Raw genomic sequence first — 18,836 nt, forward strand, 5'->3', positions numbered from 1 at the left:
CTCTTCCGGAGTTCCCCCACGATGCCAGACAGTGCGATGCCGATCCCACCCTCCTCCCTGCCGTACTACCAGCCGGTCGCCGACGAGTGCGCGCTGTTCGAGCACGCCTTCCGGCACCGGCTGCCGCTGCTGCTGAAGGGACCGACCGGCTGCGGCAAGACCCGCTTCGTCGCGCACATGGCGGCGAGGCTCGGCCGGCCGCTCTACACCGTGTCGTGCCATGACGACTTGACCGCCGCCGACCTGACCGGCCGTTACCTCCTGAAGGGCGGCGACACCGTGTGGGCGGACGGCCCGCTGACGCGCGCGGTGCGCGAGGGTGCCATCTGCTACCTCGACGAGGTGGTGGAGGCGCGCAAGGACGTCACCGTCGTGCTGCACCCGCTGACCGACGACCGCCGCATCCTGCCGCTCGACCGCACCGGGGAGACGCTGGAGGCGCCGCAGGATTTCATGCTGGTCGTCTCCTACAACCCCGGCTACCAGAATGTCCTGAAGGCGCTGAAGCCCAGCACCCGCCAGCGCTTCCTCGCCGTGGAGTTCGACTTCCCGAAGGCCGATCAGGAAATTCCGATCGTCGCCGGCGAGAGCGGCCTGCCGGAGGCGCGCGTCGTCCCGCTGGTGCGGCTCGCCAACGCCCTGCGCGCGCTGAAGGGGCAGGATCTGGAGGAGGGGGTGTCGACCCGCCTGCTGATCTACTGCGCCACCCTGATCCGGTCCGGCATGAAACCCGAGCGCGCCATCCGCGCCGCGTTGATCGAGCCGCTGACCGACGATCCCGACATCCGCGCCGGCCTGCTGCGCGTGGCCGAGATCACGCTGGGCTGAAGCCCGTCCAAGGAGAAGGGAAGGGCTTGACCCCATGCTGGAGCTGTTCGAACCCGAAGAGGCCGTCGGCCGCTTGTGGCATCGCCTGATCGGCGGCCGGTCGAGCTATCCCCATCACTCCGACGCGGCGGTGACGCTGGACGCGGTGCGCCCGAGGCTGGCGGTGTTCTTCCGGGCGCTCGGCGGCGACCGCGGGGTGCGGCTAGCCGCCGGTACCGCCGGGCGATCCGACCACCGGCTGCCCCTGCTCGATCGCATCGGGCTGGGAACGGAGCGGGTGGAGCGGGCGGCGCTGGACGGGGACGTGCTGCGCCTGCCCGACGCGATCGGCCTCTTCCCCGACCCGCTGCTGAACGAACGGCTCTACGAGTGGCTGGCCGCCTTCCTGGCCCATGCCGACGCGGAAACGCCTGCGGACCAGGATCAGGCCGATCCGCTTCGGCGGGACGTGCAGGAGTTGCGCAGCGCCGCCGCGACCACGATGCGCGTGCTGGCGCGCTGGCCGGGCCTTGCCCGTCAGCACCGGGAGCTCGCCCTTGCCGTCGCGGCGATCCGGCCACGGCGCCGGCTGCCGCCGGTCGAGGCGGCGGTGGAACGCGCGGCCCTGGTCCTGCTGGGTGCCGCATCGGCCGATGGCGAAGCGCGGCGCCTGCTCGCCCCCGACATTCCCCTGGCCGGCTTTACCGCCCCTGTCGGCTATGCCCGGCTGCTGCCGGTGCCGCTGTGGGGCACGGCCGCGCAGTCGTCGCGCGATGCCGCGACCCCGGCCGACGACAGCCCCGGCGAGGGTGGCCAGGCCGCCGAGGGCGATCGCCGCCGCCGCGCCGCCACCCGGCAGCGGACCGACCAGATCCAGCGCGACGACCCGCTGATCCTCAACCGCTTCGAAAAGATGCTGAGCCTCGCCGAGGCGCTGAACATTCCCCGCGCCGTCGACGACGACGATGCCGAGAACGCCCGCAAGGCCGCCGACGACCTGGACGAGATCGCCGTCGGTGCCCACCGGCGCAAGGCCGCGACCACCCTGAAGCTCGACCTCGACCTGTCGTCGCCATCGGTCGACGCCACGCCCCTGTCCGCCCCCCTGACCTATCCGGAGTGGGACCACCGCCGCCAAGCCCATCTGCCCGGCCATTGCCGGGTAATCGCCGAGACCGCGCCGATCGACGACGGGCGGCAGGCGCCCTGGCAACCCGACGAGGCGGCGCTGCGGCGGATCCGGCAGGTCCGCCGGCAGTTCGAGGCGCTGCGGCCGCGCCGCATGCTGTTCACCGGGCAACCCGATGGCGACGACCTCGACCTCGCGGCGCTGGTGCGCAGCAGGGCGGACCTGCGGGCGGGAGGCACCGCGAGCGACCGGGTGCACCAGCAGGCGCGCAGCGCCGCCCGCGACCTCGCGGTGGCGGTGCTGGTGGACGGCTCGCTGTCCACCGACGGCTGGATCGACGGGCGCCGGGTGCTGGATGTGGAGAAGGAGGCGCTGCTCGCCCTGACCCATGGCCTGACCGCCTGCGGCGACGACCATGCGCTCTATGCCTTCACCTCCAGGCGCCGGGACTGGGTGCGGGTGCAGACGCTGAAGCGCTTCGACGAGGCGCTGGGCACCGACGTCACCCGCCGGATCGCTGCCCTCCAGCCTGGCTGGTATACCCGCATGGGCGCCGCCATCCGCCATGCCGCCGCACAGCTCGCCGAGCGGCCGAACCGGCACCGGCTGCTGGTCCTGCTGACCGACGGAAAGCCCAACGACACCGACCATTACGAGGGCCGCTACGGCATTGAGGACACCCGGCAGGCGATCCGCGAAGCAAGGCGCGCTGGTCTGGCCGTCTTCGCCATCACCGTGGATGCCCAGGCCCGCGACTATGTGCCATATCTTTTCGGGCGCGGCGGCTACGCCATTTTTCCCCAGGTTTCCCACCTGACCAAGGCGTTGCCGGCGCTCTACCGCCAGGTGGCCTGCACCGCCTGACTCTCGGCCTGATTAGGAGCTTCGGCATGACAGATGCCCCACCCGTGAAGATCGGCATCCTCACCATTTCCGACCGTGCCAGCCGCGGCATCTACGAGGACAAGGGCGGCCCGGCCATCCGCGAGGAGCTGTCGCGCATCATCGCCTCGCCCTGGGTGGCCGAGGCCCGGGTGATCCCGGACGAGCTCGACCTGATCGCCGCCACCCTGGTCGAGCTGTGCGACACCGCCGGCTGCGGCCTGGTGGTCACCACCGGCGGCACCGGACCGGCGCCGCGCGACGTCACGCCGGAGGCGACCGAGCGGGTCTGCGAGAAGATGATGCCCGGCTTCGGCGAGTTGATGCGCTCCGTCAGCCTGCGGGTGGTGCCGACCGCCATCCTGTCGCGCCAGACCGCGGGAATCCGCGGGCAAAGCCTGATCGTCAACCTGCCCGGCAAGCCGTCGGCCATCCACGACTGCCTCGACGCGGTGTTCCCCGCGATCCCCTATTGCCTTGACCTGATAGGCGCCGGTCGCATCGACACCGATCCGGCAGTGTGCAAAGCATTCCGGCCGAATTCATAGAATAACCACAAAATAATAATGGCGTAGTGATGTAAAAATTCTCGCCCTGGTTGACGGCGGTCAAGAGGATGGAAGAACAGTCAGGGCATCATTCTCTCATAAGAAACGACAATGTGAGAGAACGCCATGAAGTGCAAAGCCATCCTTTTCACCGCCGGCACCGCAGCCCTGCTTATGCTGTCCGGCATCGCCGCCGCACCAGCAGCCGACACCCTCTACGCCAATCCCAAGGTCAAGGAACCAACCGTCAGCGTCGTTCAGGATCCGGCCGCGGTCCCCGCACCGGAGAAGGCCGGCAAGCGCGCGCCGATGACCCACAAGGTCGTGCTGAACACGACGGAGGTCGAATCCACGCTCGACGACGGCACCACCTACACCTACTGGACCTTCAACAACACCGTGCCGGGACCGATGGTCCGCGTGCGCGTCGGCGACAGCGTCGACGTGGCGATCAGCAACGCGCCGGACTCGACGATGAACCACTCCGTGGATTTCCACGCGGCAACAGGGTATCTCGGCGGCGGCCAGATCACACAGGTGGAGCCGGGACAGACGAAGTCGTTCTCCTTCAAGGCGCTGACGCCGGGGGTGTTCGTCTATCACTGCGCCACCCCGATGGTCGCCCACCACATCTCCAAGGGCATGTACGGCCTGATCGTGGTGGAGCCGGAGGCGGGCCTTCCGCCGGTCGACCATGAATTCTACGTGATGCAGCAGGAGATATACGCGACCAAGGCCAAGAACCTGACCAATGCCGAGGACGATTACGACGGGCTGGTCAACGAGAAGCCGAGCTACCTGGTCTTCAACGGCACCGTGGGCGCGCTCACCAAGGACAAGCCGCTGAAGGCGAAGGTCGGCGAGACGGTTCGCCTGTTCTTCGGCGTGGGCGGCCCGAACCTGACCTCCTCGTTCCACGTGATCGGCGAGATCTTCGACAAGGTCTACACTCTCGGCGGCCTGGAGTCCCAGCCCCTCCATGGGGTCCAGACCGTCTCCGTCGCGCCGGGCGGCGCCACGATGGTGGAGTTCAAGGTCGATTACCCCGGCAAGTACGCCCTGGTCGACCATGCGCTGAGCCGTGCGACCAAGGGCCTGATCGGCATCCTGGAGGTGGAAGGCAAGGCGGACGACGGCATCATCCTCGACAAGTCCGGCGACTCCCGCAAGCAACTGGGGGAAATGAAGCACTGAACCGCCGCTGCGCAAACAGGGAAGGGCTGCCGTCTCAGGCAGTCCTTCGACTGTCTATCCGTAAGACGTCGGAACCACGGCGATGTCCTCAGCGGCCACGTGCCAGGGCATAGCCGACGCCGCCGGCCAGGATCAGCCCGGTCGCGATCGCCATGCTGCGGGCCGTGCGTTCGCTCGGCGTGAGGCGAAGGTCGTTGTGCGGCAACCCGAAGCGGCCGCGGGTGCGGTGCAGCCCCTCGACGGGGTGGTAGAGATTGTCGGGACGGCCGGGGGTTTCCGGTTCCCCCGTTTCCTGGCCCTCGACCGCCGTGTCCGCCAGATAACGGTCGACCAGCCCGGGCGCCAGGCTGTTGCCGAGGATCGCCTGGATCGCCGTGCCGCCGAGCCAGTATTCCCGCCGGGGATGTTCGGCGGCGTGGAGGATGGCGCGGGCGATGTCCTCCGGCTGGAAGATCCTGCCCATCGGCTGGGCGCGGCGCGGCATGTGGCTGCGCGCCCAATCGAACTGGGGCGTGTTGACGGCCGGAAGCTGCACCGTCGTCAGCCGCACGTCGCTGCCGTCATGCAGGAGTTCGGATCGCAGGCTGTCGATGAAGCCCTGGATCGCGTGCTTGGCCCCGCAATAGGCTGACTGCAGCGGGATGGAGCGGTAGGCCAGCGCCGATCCGACCTGGAGGATGGTGCCGCGGTTGCGCGGGCGCATCCGCCGCAGGGCGGCCTGGATGCCGTAAGCCGAACCGAGATAGGTCACCTCCGTCACCCGCTTCAACTCGTCGGCCGTCAGGTCCTGCACCGGGCCGAAGACGGTGACCATCGCCGAGTTGATCCAGATGTCGATGGGACCGAAGGCGTCCTCCAGGCGACCCGCGGCATTCTCCAGCGCGTCCGGGTCGGCGACGTCCAGGGGCAGCACCATGGCGCGGCCGCCCAGCCGCTCCACCTCACGCCTGACCTCCTCCAGCGCCTCGGCGGAACGGGCGACCAGCCCGATCGACGCCCGCCGGTAGGCGGCGAAGGCGAGGGCGGTGGCGCGTCCGACGCCGGCGGACGCGCCGGTGATGCAGACGACGGGAGACGGCAGGGAACCGTTGGAAGGGAGCATGGTCGGTGTCCTGTTGGCGGTGACCGTGGGGTCAGGCCGTCGGCGGACAACCGCGGCCGTTCCATGCTGTCCAACGACCTCCGGCGGCGGGGGTTCCGTCACGGCCGCGCAGCGCCTCCTCCTCCACCCGGATGCGATGGAGGGTGAGGGGCAGGTTGAGGAGCGTGGCCGCCACGGCGATCCAGACAGTGCCGAAAACCAGCGGCAACACCACCAGCTCGCCCGCCACCACCAGATAGTTGGGGTGCCTGACCAGCCGGAACGGCCCGCGCCGGACCAGCGGCGCACCGTCCAGCGTGATGATGCGGGTCGTCCAGTAGCGGCCGAGCGTCGCGATGACCCAGACCCGCCCGGCCTGGAGCATGGCGAAGAGCGCGAGCAGCCAGCCGTTCGCCGGCGCATCGGCGGGCGTGGCGACGAACAGCGCCGCCAGCCAGCCGGCATGCAGGACGACGAACAGCGGATAATGCCCGGCACCGGCCTCCCGCGCGCCTTGCGTCAGCAGGCGGGCGGTGTTGCGTCGCGCCAGCACCAGTTCCAGCAGCCGCTGGAGCGCGACGGCGAGCAGGATGATCCGGGGCCAGCCAAGTCCCCAGCCGGAACCGTCGATCATCGCGAGCCAGTCCATCGTCAGAGATCCAGAAGGGTCAGGGCGGCGGTGAAACCGGGACCGAGCGCCAGCATCAGGTGCGGGCCGGACGCCTCCGCCTGCAGCCGCCGCTCCAGCACGAACATCACGCTGGCTGCCGACATGTTGCCGCAGTGGCGGAGAACGGTCCAGGAGTCCTCCATGCCGGCGGTGGCGGGCGCCAGCACCTCCTCCATCGCCTGCAGCACCTTGGCGCCGCCGGGATGGCAGACCAGGCCGGCAAGGCCGGATCGGGCCATGCCGCGCCGGTCGAGGAAGTCATCCACCACCGGAACCAGGCGTTCGCGGATCAGGCGAGGGATGTCCTGGCTGAAGACGACGCCGAAGCCCTCCTCCTCGATCCGCCATCCCATGATCCGCCGCGTGCCCGGCCAGGTGTGCTCCGCGCCGTCGAGGACGCGCGGCCCGCCGGGGACGCCGCCGTCCGACGGCAGGCGGAGCAGGGCTGCGGCGGCGCCGTCGGCGAACAGCGCGCTCGCCACCACGTTGGTTGGGGTCGCCGCCTCGGGACGGTGGGACAGGGTGCAGAGTTCCACGACCAGGAAAAGCACCATGCGGCCCGGCATGGCCCGCGCCAGGTCGGCCGCCCTGGACAGCCCGAGCGCCCCGCCGGCGCAGCCGAGGCCGAACACCGGCAGCCGGACGGTGTCCGGGCGGAACCCCATGCGGTCGAGCAGCAGCGCCTCGAGGCTCGGCGTGGCGATGCCGGTTGTGGTGGCGCAGACGATGGCGTCGACGTCCGCCGGCCGCAGTCCGGCGAGGGCCAGCGCCTTGGACGCGGCGTCCTCCAGCAAGTCCAGCGCAACCCTCTCGAAAACGGCCGCGCGCTCGCCCCAGCCATGAGGTTCGAGATACCAGTCGATGGGGCAGGCGGCGTGCCGCGTCCGGATGCCGGTGTTGGCGAAGACCGGGGCCAACCGCTCGAAGTCGCGCAACCGATGCGCGAACACCGATCTCGCGACGGCCAGGGTTTCCTCCTGGTCGAAACGGTGGGGCGGGAGGGCGGTGGCGACCGACAGCAGCCTCGGCGCAGGCTTCATTCCGACCTCTCCTGCCAGACCTTTACGGCCATGACTGTGGCACTTGGACTGTAGCACTTGGCGTTCGCGGTGGCGTGTTACCGTCCGGATGCTCAACGTTCGGCTCCGGTGGCTTCGCTGCGGCGATCAGGCAGCGATGGCTTGCGATCTCGAAATGCTCGAAAGCGTAGTTGAACACCGGCGCTTTCACGATCCCGCCGCCCGCCGGGGCGCCAAGCAGCGACCGTGCGTTGCCGACCAGCATGGCGATTCCGGTGTTGAGCGAAGAGGGGCCGCTCCCAAGCTGCTTCCGGCATCGTTCCAGCCGTTTGGCTTGCGCCTGCGCCTTGGCAGGCAGATCCGGATCGTTCCTGATGCGCTCGGCCTGCCGTTCAGCATCCCCACAGCCTGGCTTTCCCGGGAGCGGGCAGCGCGCGCCCAGTCGATCGGAGGGTCACTGGAGGTCGGCATGGGAGGATCTCCATCGTCCGGGGACACCGCCGGTTCGGCACCCGTCCCCACGCCAACAACGCCACCCTCCGGCCGTCACGTTCGGGGGCGCCGTCACAAACGCTCAGTACCGATCGTCGAAGGGATTTCGCCCCGCCAGGGGCGGGAGTGAACCGAACGAAGAATGGCGGCGCCGTTTCCGGCGCCGCCATTCTTCATTGCGATGGGAGCCGGTCGGCTCAGGCCTGACGCGGCCGCAGCGGTGCGGTGTCGCGGAAGGGCTTGTCGACACCGCCCTTGTCGTTGGTCTGGTTCTCGATATCGCCCTCGAACGTGGTCTCGCCCTGGGCGAGGTCCAGGTCGTCGGGCGTCATGCCGGCTGCGCGTGCGCCCTTGCTGCCGCCGATCTGCGGATTGGTCTTCAGGTCGGCATCGGTCGGCTTGTCGGTCTTCTCATGCTTGCCTGCGCTCATGACGGCGTCTCCGTTCCGGTTCCGCGAATGCCCTCCCTTCAACCGCGGCGGTACGGAAACGTTGCGAAATCCCTTCTGCCCTTCAATGAGAGGGATAGGATGCGGAGGACGGCCTCGGCAGGGATCGGTCGGACCGGGCAAGGCCGATAGGGATGACGACAGCGATGGGTGACGACATGGTCCGGTTGCGGATCCGGGTGCGCGGGCGGGTGCAGGGGGTGGGGTTCCGCCCCCATGTCCATGGGCTTGCCCGCCGCCTCGGCCTGACCGGCTGGGTGCTGAACGACCCGCAGGGCGTGCTGATCGAGGTGCAGGGCATCGCCACCACGGCTTTCCTCGCTGCCCTGACTGGCGAGGCACCGCCGCTCGCCCGCATCGATGCCGTGGAGCCCGAAGCCGTGGACGCCGATCCGGCGGAGGTCGGCTTCGCCATCCGTCACAGCGAGGCCACCGGCGCCGTGGCGACCGGCATCGGGCCGGACGCCACCGTCTGCCCGGCTTGCCTGGCGGAGCTGTTCGACCCCGCCGACCGCCGATACCGCTACGCCTTCCTCAACTGCACCCATTGCGGCCCGCGCTATACCATCACCCGGCGGCTTCCCTACGACCGGCCCCAGACGGCGATGGCGGGCTTCCCGCTCTGCCCCGATTGCCGCGCCGAGTATGAAGACCCGGCCGACCGCCGCTTCCACGCCCAGCCCGTCGCCTGCCCGGCCTGCGGCCCGCGCCTGTCGCATCCGCCGGAGATCATCCTGGCCGCCTTGCGCGGCGGGCTGATCGTCGCCATCAAGGGGTTGGGCGGCTTCCATCTCGCCTGCGACGCGACGCGGGCCGACGCGGTGGAACGGCTGCGGCGGGTCAAGCAGCGCAACGGCAAGCCGTTCGCGCTGATGGTCGCCAACACCCCGTCGGCGGAACGCCACGTTCGGATCGACGAGGACGAACGGGCCTTGCTGGAAGGGGTGGCGCGCCCCATCGTCCTGCTGCGGCGGCGGCCGGACGGGCCGGCGCTTGCCCCCGACATCGCGCCCGGTCTTGCATGGCTTGGGGTCATGCTGCCCTACACGCCGCTGCATTACCTGCTGTTCCACGAGGCGGCCGGGCGTCCCGACGCCACCGGCTGGCTGGGCGTGCCGCAGGAACTGACGCTGGTCATGACCTCCGCCAACCCCGGTGGCGAGCCGCTCGCCATCGGCAACGCCGAAGCACGGCAGCGGCTCGCCGGCATCGCCGATCTCATCGTCGACCATGACCGCGACATCGTCGTCCGCGCCGATGATTCGGTGGTGCGCAAGCTGGGCGGCGCGCCGGCCTTCCTGCGGCGCGGGCGCGGCCATGTGCCGGAACCGATCAGGCTGGCACGGCCGGTGCCGCCCATCCTGGCGGTCGGCGGGCACCTGAAGGCGACGATCTGCGTCACCCGTGGCGACGAGGCGTTCCTGTCGCAGCACCTCGGCGATCTCGACAACGCATCGACGCTGGGCTTCCTGGAGGAAACCGTCGAGCACCTGCTCCACGTCCTTGGGGTGGCACCGGCCGCCGTCGCCCATGACCTCCATCCCGATTTCCACTCCACCCGGTTCGCCGAGCGGACCGGCCTGCCCGCCGTACCGGTGCAGCATCACCACGCCCATGTCGCGGCGGTGATGGCCGAACACCGGGTGGACGGCCCGGCGCTGGGTCTGGCGCTGGACGGCTTCGGACTGGGCGAGGGGGGTGGATCCTGGGGCGGCGAGATGCTGCTCGTCGAGGGCGCGCTTGCCGAACGGCTCGGCCATCTGGCGCCGCTCGCCCAGCCCGGCGGCGACGTGGCGGCGCGCCAGCCCTGGCGCATGGCCGCAGCCGCACTCGTCCGCATGGGACGCGCCGAGGAAATCGTGCCGCGGTTCGGCGGGCATGGCCCGGCCGAGGGGGTGCGGCGGATGATCGAACGCGGCATCAATGCCCCGCTCACCAGCTCCTGCGGCCGCTGGTTCGACGCCGCCTGCGGCCTGCTCGGCATCCGCAGCCTCGCCGGCTTCGAGGGTGAAGCGCCGATGGCGCTGGAATCCCTGGTCCGTAGGCCCCAGGTGGCGGCAGGTGCCTGGCGCATCGACGGGACACAGCTCGACCTGACGCCGCTGCTGGAGCGGCTGCTGTCCGCCAGGGATGCGTCGGAGGGCGCCGAGCTGTTCCATGGGACGCTGGCGGCGGCGCTGCTCGACTGGACGCTGCCGCAGCTTCGCGCCCGTGGCCTGCGCCGGGTGGTGCTGTCCGGCGGCTGCATGATGAACGCCGTGCTGGCGGAAACGCTGGCCGCGGGCTTCCAGGATGCCGGGATCGACGCGCTGCTGCCGCGGCTGGCACCCGCCAACGACGGCGGGCTCAGCCTCGGTCAGGCGTGGGCGGCTTCCTTCGCGCTGTAGGAGGGCAGGGCGACGGTCCGGCGTGCCTTGTCCACCTCGTAGAGACGGCGGTACTTGCCGACATAGCCCTTGCGGCAGGCCCGATGGAAACGCTGCGAGGCGCTTTCCCAATCGTCGCCCGGACGCAGCCAACTGACACAGGGCGTGCCGGTCCGCGGGTCGGTGCGCAGGAAACGGCCTCTGCCCTTTTCGCCCCGTACCCATTGGCCGGGGTTCAGCGTCAGCGCGCCGCGGGCCAGTAGCATCGTCACCTGCGGCGTCAACTCGATGGTGGGAAAATAGGGCATGGCATCCTCCTGCCGCACTCCCGAGGGGCGGCGCCGATCATGGATTCCCGTCTGTTTTCGGAACCTCGTACAGATGGGAACGCATGGGGAACATTTCAAGCGATCCAGCGGGTTGGAGGCTGTTTGGACGTTGCGGCTCGGCCGGCAGCCGGCACCCGGCGCTGTCTTGGAACAATTCCGGTCCCGATCCTAATGAGAGATCGGGAAGCCTGAACCGGGCAGGCCGTGCATTCGCATAAAACGTCCGCATTGCCGGCCATAGTTTTTATTGCACTGCAGCAAATATTGACCAGCCGATCTGCGCGGCTTGTCTTGCGGCGGTCACGGCTGCGGCATCACCGGAAGGACCGCCAACCTCCCCCGGCGTCTGCGACATTCTGTCCAGACAGGCTGCAACGGATGGATCATGCTTGCCTGATAACTAGTATACTAGTATTGAAGTTGATGACTGATGCGCGGCCATGACGGACGACGCGGCACGAGCAGTCGCGGCGCCAACGGCCGCGAGCCTGGGGGCAGTTCCATGACCCTGCACGAAGACAATGCGGCTTGCCGATGCGGCCAGGTCGCCGGCGACCATTGCCGTCGCCGCAAGCGACCGGGCAGCACGCACCGCCTCCCGCGCTGAGCGGTCCGGTTTCCGGCCGCCACGGCTGCGGCATCGAGATCACGCCCCGTTCCGGCAAGCCGGACGAATTCCCGCAGCGACCATCGGCATCCGCGGATGACTGGCGCCCGACCCACGGTCGGCGCCGCCCGTACGCCCGGTCGCCCGCCCAAAGGAGCACCAGACATGAACATCAAATCGCGGATCGACCGCATCCCCGGCGGGATGATGATCGTCCCGCTGTTCCTCGGCGCCTGCCTGAACACGCTGGCGCCGGGGACCGGCAAGTTCTTCGGGTCCTTCACCAACGGCCTCATCACCGGCACGCTGCCGATCCTGTCGGTCTGGTTCTTCTGCATCGGCGCCAGCATCAGCCTGAAGGCGACGCCGCTGGTCCTGCGCAAGAGCGGCGTGCTGGTCTCGGTGAAAATCCTGACCGCGGCGGCGGCCGGCATCATCGCCTCCTGGTTCATCCCGACCGAGGGCATCACGTCGGGCTTCTTCTCCGGCCTGTCGGTGCTGGCGATCATCGCGGTGATGAACGACACCAACGGCGGCATGTACATGGCGCTGATGCAGCAGTACGGCACCAAGGAGGAGGCCGGCGCCTTCTGCCTGATGTGCCTGGAATCCGGCCCGTTCATGACGATGGTCACGCTGGGCGTCGCCGGGCTCGCGGCCTTCCCGTGGCAGACCATGGTCGGCGCGCTGCTGCCCTTCCTGATCGGCTTTGCGCTGGGCAACCTCGACAAGGACCTGCGCGCCTTCTTCACCCAGGGCGTCAGCGTCATGGTGCCGTTCTTCGCCTTCGCGCTCGGCAACAACCTGAACTTCACGACGATCCTGAACACCGGCCTGCTCGGTATCGTGCTCGGCCTGACGGTGATCGCCGTCACCGGCACCATGCTGGTGCTGGCCGACATCCTGCTGGCCAAGGGCAACGGCACCGCCGGGATCGGCGCCGCCTCGACGGCCGGGGCGGCGGTGACGGTGCCGCCGATCATCGCCTCGATCGAACCGACCTTCGCCCCGGTCGCCCCGGCGGCGACCGCCCTGATCGCCACCAGCGTCGTCGTCACCGCCCTTCTGACTCCGATCCTGACGGCCTGGTGGGCCCGGCGCTTCGGCGTGCTGTCGCCCCGCTACCTGGCCGCCGAGGCCGCCAAGGTGGCGGCGCTCGAAATCGCAGCCGCCGAGTGAGGCGGTCGTTGCCGGCGGACGCTTGACGGCGCCCGCCCCCGATCCGAGGAACAGCCGATGACCAACCTTTCCGAAGCCGTCGAGGCGCTGCTCGCCGCCCGCCGCAACCGACAGCCGCTGAACGCGCTGCCCGACTCGGCGCTTCCCGCCAACCTCGACGACGCCTACGCGATCCAGGCCGGGGTGGCGCGCCGGCTGGGGCCGGTCACCGCCTGGAAGGTCGGCGCTGCCGGCCCGGACGCCGAACCGTCCTGCGCCCCGATCAACGCCGCCACCCTGTTCTTCGACACCGGGCGGCTGCCGGCCGCCATGTTCAACGTCATCGGCATCGAGGCCGAGGTCGTCTACCGCTTCGCCCGCGACCTGCCGCTCCGCGACGAGCCCTGGACGCGCGAGGAGGTCCTGGATGCCGTCGGATCGGTCCATCCCGGCTTCGAGATCTGCGACACGCGCTTCGCCAGATACGGCTCGCTCGATCCGCTCAGCCACTTGGCCGACCAGGCCAACCACGGCGCGTTGATCGTCGGGCCGTCGGTCGCGAACTGGCGGCTGATCGACCCGGCCAAGCAGCGGCTGACGCTCGCCGTCGACGGCAGGGTGGTGGTCGACGTGGTCGGCGGCAACAGCGCGGTGGATACGGTCCGGCTGCTGGTCTGGCTGGCCAATGTCGGGTCGCGCGCCTTCGGCGGCCTGCATGCCGGCGACACCGTGACCACCGGCTCCTGCACCGGCACCGTCTTCATTCAGCCCGGCAGCCGCAGCGTCGCCCGCTTCGCCGATCTCGGCCCGATCGAACTGACCGTGGCGTGAGCGGGTCGCGGCGACGCGGTCCGGACACCGGACACACTGGTGGGATCGCCCACCGAGAGAGGAGCTTCCGATGAAAATCGACGTTCGATACGCGTCCCATCCGGACGATCTGCGCGGCTACGACACGCGGACCCTGCGCGACCGCTTCCTGGTCGACACGCTGTTCGAGGCGGACCAGACCATCCTGACCTACAGCCACGTCGACCGCTTCCTGGTCGGCGGCGTCATGCCGGTCGCCGGCCCGGTCCCACTGAAATCGGCCAAGGAGATCGGAACGGACAGCTTCCTGGAACGCCGGGAACTCGGTCTCTACAATGTCGGCGGCCCCGGCCGCGTCACCGTGGACGGCGCCCGGTTCGACCTGGACCCGCGCGATGCCCTCTATGTCGCCCAGGGCAGCGCATCCGTGCAGTTCGAGAGCCTGGACCGCAGCCGGCCCGCAAAGTTCTACCTTGCCAGCACCCCCGCCCATGCCCGGTTCGAGACGATGAAAATCTCGGCCGCCCAGGCGAAGCAGCGCCCGCTCGGCAGCCGTGAAACCTCGAACGAGCGCGTGATCTACCAGATGATCCATCCGGAGGTCTGCCGCACCGCGCAGCTCGTCATGGGCATGACCATGCTGAAGTCCGGCAACATGTGGAACAGCATGCCGTGCCACACGCATGAGCGACGCAGCGAGGTCTATTTCTACTTCGACCTGCCCGAGGACGCCCGCATCCTCCACCTGATGGGCCGTCCGGAAGAAACCCGCCACATCGTGATGGCGAACGAGCAGGCGGTGATCTCGCCGCCCTGGTCGATCCATTGCGGCGTCGGCACGCACAACTACACCTTCATCTGGGCCATGGCCGGCGACAACCAGACCTTTGACGACATGGACGCCGTGCCCCTGTCCACCCTGCGCTGAACGGAGACCAGAACCATGAGCAACCCATTCGACCTGTCCGGCAAGGTGGCGCTGGTCACCGGCGCCAACACCGGCATCGGCCAGGGCATCGCGGTGGCGCTCGCCCGCGCCGGCGCCGACATCGCGGCTGTGGACATCGTTCCGCTCGACGAAACCAAGGCGCTGGTCGAGGCGGCCGGGCGCAAGTTCCACGGCATCCTGGCCGACCTCACCAGCATCGAGCCGGTCACCGGCCTCGTGGACGGGACGGTCGGCAGCCTCGGCCAACTCGACATCCTCGTGAACAACGCCGGCATGATCCGCCGCGCCGACGCCGTCGACTTCACCGAGGCCGACTGGGACGCGGTGATGAACATCAACCTCAAGACGGTCTTCTTCCTCTGCCAGGCGTTCGGGCGCTATGCCATTGCCGGGGGGCGCAAGGGCAAGATCGTCAACATCGCCTCGATGCTGTCCTTCCAGGGCGGCATCCGCGTGCCCTCCTACACCGCGTCGAAGAGCGGCGTCGCCGGCATCACCAAGATGCTGGCCAACGAATGGGCGGGGAAGGGCATCAACGTCAACGCCATCGCCCCCGGCTACGTCGCCACCAACAACACCGCGGCCCTGCGCGCCGACCCTCAGCGCAGCGCCGAGATTCTCGGCCGCATCCCGGCCGGACGCTGGAGCGAGCCGAGCGATCTCGGCGGCCCGGCGGTGTTCCTGGCCTCCGACGCGTCCGACTACGTCCACGGCACCATCCTGCCCGTCGACGGCGGCTGGCTGGCGCGCTGACCCGGCAGACGCCGCCCAGTAGACGCTACCGGGTAGACATGGGGAAACGCCCCTCCTCCGCCAGGGAGGAGGGGCGCCAAAGCCATCGGCGGGCGACCCGGCCACCCCCCACAGGGCGGTGGCCGGTTTCGCCGGTTACTGGTTGCTGCCGGCCTTGTTGTCGGTCTGGCTGCCCGACGGCATGCCGTTGTTGTTCATCGTGCCGCCGTTGTCCATCGTGCCGGTGCCGTTCTGCATGCTGCCGGACGTGCCAGACGACGGGGTGCCGTTCTGGGTGCGGGTCGTACCCGAGGTGCCCTGGTGGCCGCTGAGGTTGAGAGCGGCCATCGTCTCACGGTCGGCGCGGCCGGTGGCGGTCAGGCCGTTGTTGCGCTGGAACTCGATCAGCGCGCGGCGGGTGCCGGGCCCCCACTTGCCGTCGACGGCGATGTCGCTGCCGCTGTTGCGCTCGTTGAGGGCCTCCTGGATGGCGCGAACACGGTCATGGCCCATCGCGGAGGAGCCGCGGCGCGAGCTGGTGCTGGACGTCCCGTCCGTGCGCTCGTCGATCTCCTTGGCAGCCTGGTTCGTCAGGCGGTCGGTCTTCTTGCCCAGGCTCTCGTCCATGCTGTTGCCGGCGACGGCGCCGACGCCACCGCCCACCACGGCGCCGACCGGGCCGCCGACCACCGCGCCCGCCAGGGCGCCGCTGCCGGCGCCCGTCGCCGTACGCTGGTTGTCGGTGCTGCCACAGGCGCTCAGCGCGAACAGGGCTACGGCGGCAGAGGCCGTCATGACGATCTTCGGAATCCCACGCATGGTAGCCATCCTTCTCGACAAAGCTTCGATGTTGGCGACCCGCCGCCCCTGCGGCATTTACTGTCCCGCCGCACGGCAAGCGACAGCTGGGTCATACAGACAACAATTATTAGGCGCCCGGCTTGTTCCCTGACACCAGGTCAGGATTTTCTGCCTACCCCTTCCACCGTAGCCCGCACTGGCGGCCTATTGGCGTAATAGAGGGATAGGGCGCGGATCTGGTCGTCGGTCAGGCGGCGGGCGGCCGCCCCCATGATCCGGGACAGGGCGTTGTCGCCCCGCGAACCGTCGCGCCACAGCCGAAGCTGCTGTTCGATGTAGCCGGCATGCTGCCCGTCGAGCGAGGGATAGCGCGGATCACGGGCATGCGCGGCGCCGTTGCCGTCCCTTCCGTGGCAGCTTGAACAGGCGGGAACGCCGCCGCTGGGATCGCCGTCCTCCGCGATCGTTCGCCCGACTTCCAGCAGCGGCTCGTCGCCTTCACCCGGTCCGGGCGTGCCGGCAGCGGGGGATTGAACGGGAGATTGGGCGGCGAAATGCTCGGCCAGCGCGCGCATCTCACCGTCGTCCAGCCCGGCCGCGGCGGGCTGCATGAAGCCGCTGTAGCGTGTCCCCGCCGCATAGGCGCGCAGCGATTCGTAGAGATAGTCCGCGGACTGCCCGGCCAGCCGCGGGAAGGCGCCGCTGTCGCGGCCGTTGCCGTCGCGGCCATGACAACGGGCGCAGTAGCGCAGGGTTTCGTCGGCCGGCCCGTTCAACTCTGTGACGCGGGAGTGCTCGTCGCCCTCCACGGGGCCGAAGGCGAGCCGGCGGTACTCCTCGGCACCCATACGATCGAGCCGCAGCAGGAAGGCGGTGAGCGCCCACGGCTCGTCGTCGCGCCGCTGCGCCGGCCACGCCGGCATCCCGGCATATTTGATGCCGTGCAGCGTGATCCAGTACAGCTCCTTCGGCTTCCAGGCGGCGACCTCGTCGGGCAGGTAGGGCGGCTCCGGCATCATGTGGCGGGAGATGGGGTTGCGCGGGGCGTCCGGGGCGCCGTGGCAGGGCGCGCAGCCGTCCTCGTAATGGCCGGCGCCGCGCTCGATCATCGCCGGATCGTCGAGGTTGTCCGGCGGCGTCACGGCGTACGCGTGCGTCCGGACGGAGCTGCGCATCGCCATCTCGAAGAACCATTCGACCGGCATGAAATGCTCCTTGGTCGCCGCGACGCTGTAGAGGCCGGACCAAGCGAACAGAAGCCCGCCCACCGCCGCCGCCAGTCCGGCCAGGACGAGGGTCTTCAACGTGCGCATGCGCTCAGCCCGCCCTGGCGTGAGGAAGGCGGCGGGCGGCAGGGGCGGGAGACGGCGCCTCCGAGCCGGCGCGCATCAGCCAGCGGGCGGCAGCCGCCAGGTTCAGGCCGACATAGGCGAGGGCGCCCACGACCCCCATGATCAATCCGCCGAGCTGCTGGTCGGCCAACGGTGAGAGGCCCCAGGCGGCCGTCGTGGCGAGATGGTAGGAGAAGAGCGGCGCGCCGGCGAAGATCAGCACCCCCGCCAGCATCGCCAGATGGACCGAGGTGCCGAACGCCGCCAGCAGGCCGCGCAGGCGCATGGCCGTGTCCGTCGGCGCCAGCACGCTCCGCCATGCCGCGACGGCACCAGCGAACAGCGTACCATGCATCAGCCAGAGCACGCGGTCGCTGGCCAATGCCGCCATGTAGGGACCCGGAAGGTGCCAAACCCACAGGGTGATACCGAAGAGCGCCCAGGCGAGTTCCGGCACGGCCAGCGGACGGGCCAGCAGGCGGACCGCCGGCGCCATGCATCGCGGAAGGCGCAGGGCACCGGCCGGCCAAGCCAGCACGAACAGCGGCGCGGCGAGCTGGACGGTCAGCAGATGCTGGACGACACGGGCGGAGAACAGGGCGGAGGTGAGGTTGCACAAGGGTGACACGAAGACGACGACCAGCACGAGCCAGCCGGCGGCGAAGCACCAGCGCTGGTGGCTCCGCGTGGCTTGGCCGCCGGCGGCCGGACGCAGCGCCACAAGCCCAGCAAGCGCGGCCCCGGCGCCAAGGGCGGCGAGAAGCAGCGGATCGCCGTTCCAGGCGGTCCACAGCGACTCGGGCACCGGTGGCGCACCGCAATAGGGGACGACGGGCAAGGCGTCGGTCGGCATGGCTTGGCCTCGCTGGCTGCGGGTGTCTCCACCCTGTCCAATGAGCGGGCCTGCGGGTTGTTCCCGGCCCGGCCGCCGTTTCCCGCCCGGCCGCGCCGTGACGGACTTGGGCAGGGGAAGGACGGGGATCGCAGGCGCTCGGAAGCCGTCACCATGCGGGGGAGCGGAGGCCAGAAAGTGCCGGATGGCGTCGATGCGCCTATGCCCGTCCCGAACGGCTGCCGAATGCCGCCGGAGCAGAAGATGGCGGGTGTAAGACGGCATCTTTGACGTTGCAGCTCAAGATGACACAGCCTTCAGAATCTAGCTTAAGAAAGTCGATCAACTCCTTGTTAACATATGTATCGGAGACATGGACTTGCTGCGCGGTTTCGTCACCGCCCGCTCCACGCCCGCCCCCCGACAGCATCCCCCGGAGGGACCGCAGTGACCAAACAAGGTCAACGCGGTGGAGGCTTGATTCGGCTGGCTGCCAGCCCACATTAGCACCGCCCCCGATAACCTTGATCCCGCGTGATGATGCAGCGGTTCCCGCGCAGCTCACGCCATAGTCTGCGCGACAGCGCGGCAACGGCCGGCTCCGGGCCGCCCGCCGTCCGTCCGCCCGTTCCGGCCTGCGGCTGACCGGA

The 18,836-nt window shown here is 69.6% G+C and carries 18 protein-coding genes; 9 read left to right on the top strand and 9 right to left on the bottom strand.

The features are described from left to right. Nucleotides 1–21: 21 nt before the first annotated feature. The 4 genes from J2850_RS18485 to nirK all read left to right on the top strand — a co-directional run bounded on the left by J2850_RS18485 (nucleotide 22) and on the right by nirK (nucleotide 4,560). On the top strand, nucleotides 22–828 hold the full coding sequence (locus J2850_RS18485; RefSeq protein WP_209984410.1) for a CbbQ/NirQ/NorQ/GpvN family protein: 807 nt from the start codon (nucleotides 22–24) through the stop codon (nucleotides 826–828). A gap of 34 nt (nucleotides 829–862) precedes the next feature. Then, the gene (locus J2850_RS18490; RefSeq protein WP_209984415.1) at nucleotides 863–2,800 is read left to right on the top strand and encodes a nitric oxide reductase activation protein NorD; all 1,938 of its coding nucleotides are present in this window, start codon (nucleotides 863–865) and stop codon (nucleotides 2,798–2,800) included. Between the two features lie 26 nt (nucleotides 2,801–2,826). After that, on the top strand, nucleotides 2,827–3,366 hold the full coding sequence (gene mog, locus J2850_RS18495) for a molybdopterin adenylyltransferase (protein ID WP_209984418.1): 540 nt from the start codon (nucleotides 2,827–2,829) through the stop codon (nucleotides 3,364–3,366). A gap of 126 nt (nucleotides 3,367–3,492) precedes the next feature. Next, on the top strand, nucleotides 3,493–4,560 hold the full coding sequence (gene nirK / locus J2850_RS18500; RefSeq protein WP_209984421.1) for a copper-containing nitrite reductase: 1,068 nt from the start codon (nucleotides 3,493–3,495) through the stop codon (nucleotides 4,558–4,560). An 88-nt stretch (nucleotides 4,561–4,648) separates the two neighbouring features. On the opposite strand, the gene J2850_RS18505 is transcribed toward nirK, so the two are convergent. The 5 genes from J2850_RS18505 to J2850_RS18525 form a co-directional block, all read right to left on the bottom strand. After that, nucleotides 4,649–5,662 (bottom strand): SDR family oxidoreductase, encoded by a 1,014-nt coding sequence (locus J2850_RS18505; RefSeq protein ID WP_209984423.1) that lies wholly within the window; start codon nucleotides 5,660–5,662, stop codon nucleotides 4,649–4,651. 31 nt (nucleotides 5,663–5,693) lie between these two features. Next, a complete protein-coding gene (locus J2850_RS18510) occupies nucleotides 5,694–6,290 on the bottom strand; it encodes an isoprenylcysteine carboxyl methyltransferase family protein (protein ID WP_246513200.1) in 597 nt (198 codons plus the stop codon). Nucleotides 6,291–6,292: 2 nt separating this feature from the next. Next, entirely contained in the window at nucleotides 6,293–7,351 is a 1,059-nt protein-coding gene (locus J2850_RS18515; RefSeq protein ID WP_209984425.1) for a type III polyketide synthase, read from the bottom strand. Between the two features lie 22 nt (nucleotides 7,352–7,373). Next, the gene (locus J2850_RS18520) at nucleotides 7,374–7,772 is read right to left on the bottom strand and encodes a DUF892 family protein (protein ID WP_209984648.1); all 399 of its coding nucleotides are present in this window, start codon (nucleotides 7,770–7,772) and stop codon (nucleotides 7,374–7,376) included. Between the two features lie 247 nt (nucleotides 7,773–8,019). Then, nucleotides 8,020–8,253 (bottom strand): hypothetical protein, encoded by a 234-nt coding sequence (locus J2850_RS18525; protein ID WP_209984427.1) that lies wholly within the window; start codon nucleotides 8,251–8,253, stop codon nucleotides 8,020–8,022. A gap of 164 nt (nucleotides 8,254–8,417) precedes the next feature. Between J2850_RS18525 and hypF the strand changes: the two genes are divergently transcribed. Beyond that, on the top strand, nucleotides 8,418–10,658 hold the full coding sequence (hypF, locus tag J2850_RS18530) for a carbamoyltransferase HypF (RefSeq protein WP_246513201.1): 2,241 nt from the start codon (nucleotides 8,418–8,420) through the stop codon (nucleotides 10,656–10,658). Here hypF and J2850_RS18535 read toward each other — a convergent pair. After that, nucleotides 10,628–10,945 carry a hypothetical protein gene (locus J2850_RS18535; protein ID WP_209984429.1) on the bottom strand — a complete coding sequence of 106 codons (318 nt, stop codon included), beginning with the start codon at nucleotides 10,943–10,945 and terminating at the stop codon, nucleotides 10,628–10,630. The two genes, hypF and J2850_RS18535, sit on opposite strands and share 31 nt — an antisense overlap. Before the next feature lie 793 nt (nucleotides 10,946–11,738). On the opposite strand from J2850_RS18535, the gene kdgT reads away from it, so the two are divergent. From kdgT to kduD, 4 genes are all read left to right on the top strand, one after another. Then, nucleotides 11,739–12,752, top strand: coding sequence for a 2-keto-3-deoxygluconate transporter (kdgT, locus tag J2850_RS18540; RefSeq protein WP_209984431.1), 1,014 nt, complete (start codon nucleotides 11,739–11,741; stop codon nucleotides 12,750–12,752). Nucleotides 12,753–12,809: 57 nt separating this feature from the next. Next, nucleotides 12,810–13,562 (top strand): 2-keto-4-pentenoate hydratase, encoded by a 753-nt coding sequence (locus J2850_RS18545; protein WP_209984433.1) that lies wholly within the window; start codon nucleotides 12,810–12,812, stop codon nucleotides 13,560–13,562. A gap of 70 nt (nucleotides 13,563–13,632) precedes the next feature. Further along, the gene (gene kduI / locus J2850_RS18550; protein ID WP_209984436.1) at nucleotides 13,633–14,469 is read left to right on the top strand and encodes a 5-dehydro-4-deoxy-D-glucuronate isomerase; all 837 of its coding nucleotides are present in this window, start codon (nucleotides 13,633–13,635) and stop codon (nucleotides 14,467–14,469) included. A 15-nt stretch (nucleotides 14,470–14,484) separates the two neighbouring features. Then, complete coding sequence (gene kduD / locus J2850_RS18555) at nucleotides 14,485–15,243, top strand: 2-dehydro-3-deoxy-D-gluconate 5-dehydrogenase KduD (RefSeq protein ID WP_209984438.1); 759 nt, start codon at nucleotides 14,485–14,487, stop codon at nucleotides 15,241–15,243. A gap of 135 nt (nucleotides 15,244–15,378) precedes the next feature. Here the strand turns inward: kduD and J2850_RS18560 are convergent, their stop codons facing one another. The 3 genes from J2850_RS18560 to J2850_RS18570 form a co-directional block, all read right to left on the bottom strand. Next, the gene (locus tag J2850_RS18560) at nucleotides 15,379–16,041 is read right to left on the bottom strand and encodes a peptidoglycan-binding domain-containing protein (RefSeq protein WP_209984440.1); all 663 of its coding nucleotides are present in this window, start codon (nucleotides 16,039–16,041) and stop codon (nucleotides 15,379–15,381) included. Nucleotides 16,042–16,181: 140 nt separating this feature from the next. Further along, nucleotides 16,182–17,336 carry a c-type cytochrome gene (locus tag J2850_RS18565; RefSeq protein WP_209984443.1) on the bottom strand — a complete coding sequence of 385 codons (1,155 nt, stop codon included), beginning with the start codon at nucleotides 17,334–17,336 and terminating at the stop codon, nucleotides 16,182–16,184. A 4-nt stretch (nucleotides 17,337–17,340) separates the two neighbouring features. Further along, the gene (locus J2850_RS18570) at nucleotides 17,341–18,207 is read right to left on the bottom strand and encodes a cytochrome c oxidase assembly protein (RefSeq protein WP_209984446.1); all 867 of its coding nucleotides are present in this window, start codon (nucleotides 18,205–18,207) and stop codon (nucleotides 17,341–17,343) included. Between the last annotated feature and the right edge of the window lie 629 nt (nucleotides 18,208–18,836).

Source organism: Azospirillum picis (assembly GCF_017876115.1).
GTDB lineage: Bacteria > Pseudomonadota > Alphaproteobacteria > Azospirillales > Azospirillaceae > Azospirillum > Azospirillum picis.